General features: G+C 61.3%; 3 protein-coding genes. All 3 read left to right on the forward strand.

Annotated features, from left to right (window positions below; genetic code table 11):
- Positions 1 to 320 precede the first annotated feature (320 nt).
- Positions 321 to 809: a PTS sugar transporter subunit IIA gene (locus FJ404_19675; GenBank protein MBM3825066.1), complete on the forward strand. Its 489-nt coding sequence runs from the start codon at positions 321 to 323 to the stop codon at positions 807 to 809.
- On the forward strand, positions 806 to 2,062 hold the full coding sequence (locus FJ404_19680) for a DUF1343 domain-containing protein (protein MBM3825067.1): 1,257 nt from the start codon (positions 806 to 808) through the stop codon (positions 2,060 to 2,062). Before FJ404_19675 ends, FJ404_19680 begins: the two co-directional genes overlap by 4 nt.
- Positions 2,063 to 2,218: 156 nt before the next feature.
- A partial coding sequence (locus FJ404_19685; protein ID MBM3825068.1) for a biotin synthase BioB occupies positions 2,219 to 2,738 on the forward strand: 520 nt, incomplete at its 3' end.

Here is a 2,738-nt window from a genome sequence, read left to right on the forward strand (position 1 = left end):
GCACTCGGATCTTGCGCCAACGCGCGGAAGTCGTTCAAGGCAATATTTGCGGCGCAAGCGCATGACAGTGGATCCACAGGTTTTTGGCGATGCGCGCAGCAGCACCGGGAACGGCGCGCCCCGGCAAATTTCGGATGAACCCGAGTGGACGATCCAAAGTCGAGGTGGCAGTAGAGAAATTTCCGGCCGAACGATCGCACTCGGGTCTGCGTTCGCTCGGGATCCTGAGTGGCTTCGAACCTTGGCGACGGGATGCGGAGAAGAAATTCGTCGGTAAGGCGGGTTGCCAATCCCTGCCGGCGGGGCCAGAATAGGGACGTATGAATCATTCGGCGTCCCCGATGAGCTTGCACGAGCTGCTTTCCCCTTTGGCCATGGATCTGCGATTGAAGGAAACCCGGAGGGAGGAGGTGTTGCGGGCCTTGGTGGTGAAGTTGCCGGAGACGGCCGCCAACCCCGCCGCGCAGGAAGTTTTGTTGAAGGCCTTGCTTGATCGAGAGGCGCTCCATAGCACCGGAATTGGTGACGGCGTGGCCCTCCCGCACGCGCGCCACGCGCTGGTGGGGATTGTGGAACGTCCTGTGATCGTTTTTGGCCGGCATGAAAAAGGCATTCCTTTTGGGGCCGTGGATAGACGGGACGCCAAGCTCTTTTTTCTGCTGGTGGCGCCGAACGTTACCTCGCACTTGCAGATGCTCTCAAAGCTCAGCCGCGTGCTTCGGCATAGCCGCGTGCGGGAGGCGTTGCTCGTTGCGGAGTCCCCGGACCGGATCATTCAGATCATTCGCGAAGCTGAGAGCGGCCCATGACGACCCGTCGTCGATGGATCGAGACGGTGGCTTTCGCGTCCGCCGGAACGCTCGGGTTGCACGCCGCCCCGGCGCCGGTGCCTCTGCTGCAGCTTGGCAGTGAGGCGCTGGAAGCGAGCCAATTCAAAGCGTTGCAAGGGAAACGCGTGGGATTGCTCACGCATCAGGCCGGGCTCAACCGGCGAGGTCGATCCACGGTTGAATTATTGAAGGGTGCGCCCGGGGTGAAGTTAGCCGCGCTTTTCGCTCCGGAGCATGGTCTGAGGGGCGATATTCCCGCCGGGACTGAATTTGGCGACACCCTCGATGTGCGCACAGGTTTGCCGCTCTTCTCCCTGTATGGTCCGGGTCCGGTCCGCAAGCCCACTCCGAAGATGCTGCGCGGATTGGACGTTCTGGTCTATGACATGCAGGATGTGGGCTGCCGATCCTACACCTTTATCAGCACCATGGGGCTGTCGATGGAATCGTGCGCCGAGTCGGGTGTGGAGTTCATGGTGTTGGACCGGCCGAATCCCATTGGGGGGGTCCGGGTGGAGGGACCGGGGCTGGACCCTCGTTACCGTTCTTTGGTGAGTCAATGGAACATTCCCTACGCCTACGGCCTGACCTGCGGCGAGCTGGCCCGTATGATCGTCGGCGAACGCTGGATCAAGCCCGGATTGAAACTGACGGTGGTGCCGATGAAAGGATGGAAGCGCGCCATGGTGTGGAAGGACACCGGTCTGCGCTGGGTGCCGACATCTCCGAAGATCCCCACACCGGGGTCCGCCACGCATTATACAGCGTTGGGGTTGTTGGGGGAAATTGCCAAGGGGAGTGGCTTGCACACGGGGGGGCTCTTTGATCGACCGTTTGAGTGGGTCTCGGCGGCGTGGATGGACGCTGCACGCGTGGCGGCATCCATGAACGCCTTGAAATTGAAGACCGTTCGTTTCAGGCATGGAGAAGCCTCGCATTCGGGGCGGCCTTACGGCGTGGTGTTCGCGGAATACCTTGATGCGGCTCGGGCGCCACTGGTGGCACAAACTTTCTACTACCTGGATGCGATTAAGAAAGTTCACGGAAAGAACCTGGGGATGGAATGGGGAGTGCGCGAGCCCGGATCAGGACTCTTCGACAAAGTGGCGGGTGGCACGCAATTGCGGAGGGATTTGGCGGCCGGACGTCCTGCGAGGGGCATCATCGACTCATGGTCTGGCGTCGAACGGGATTTCCGGACCCGGCGGAAGCCTTACTTGATGTATTGGTGATTGGAGGCATGAACTCGCCGGGAGTCCGGCGGGCGCAGCGCCTCTCGGTTGCGCTCCCTCGACCACTCGGTCGCCGGCACGTCGGAGGGCACGGCAGCGGGCGTGATGCGGAGGGTTTTGCTTGCGCCCGGCCATTCCAGGGTCATGCTGTCAACCATGTTGAGCGAAGTGGTTGACGGGACGAAAACGGGTCGAATGGCCGAACTCGGGCGGCGTGTTTTAGAGGGCGGGTCCATGACCAAGGAGGAGGCGATGTTCCTGGTGGGGTTGGAGCGCCAGGAGGACATCATGGATTTGATGGCCTGGGCGAATCGCATCCGCCAGCATTTCAAGGGGAACAAGATTCATTTATGTTCCATCGTCAACGCCAAGGCCGGAGGATGCTCGGAGAACTGCAAGTTTTGTTCGCAAAGCGCGTTTTATCAAACCGAGTCGCCGCGGTATCCGTTTGTCGATCCGCAACCGGTTTTGGATGCCGCATCGGAAGCGGGACGTCATGGGGTGACGGCGATCGGATTGGTCGCGGCCTGGAAGGGATTGGATGAGGGGCCGATGCTCGACGAAGTCTGCGCCCGCATCGAGGATCTGCGCCGGCAGGGGGCGGTTCGTCCGGACGCTTCGCTGGGATTGATCAAGAGTGCGAACGTGGCGAATCGCTTGAAGGCCGCTGGACTGG

The sequence above is a fragment of the Verrucomicrobiota bacterium genome (assembly GCA_016871495.1).
Classification (GTDB): Bacteria; Verrucomicrobiota; Verrucomicrobiia; order Limisphaerales; family VHDF01; genus VHDF01.

Bases quoted from the DNA above. Each gene is read 5' to 3' on its own strand.
- FJ404_19675 (MBM3825066.1), top strand. From the start codon at position 321: ATGAATCATTCGGCGTCCCCGATGAGCTTGCACGAGCTGCTTTCCCCT.
- FJ404_19680 (MBM3825067.1), top strand. From the start codon at position 806: ATGACGACCCGTCGTCGATGGATCGAGACGGTGGCTTTCGCGTCCGCC.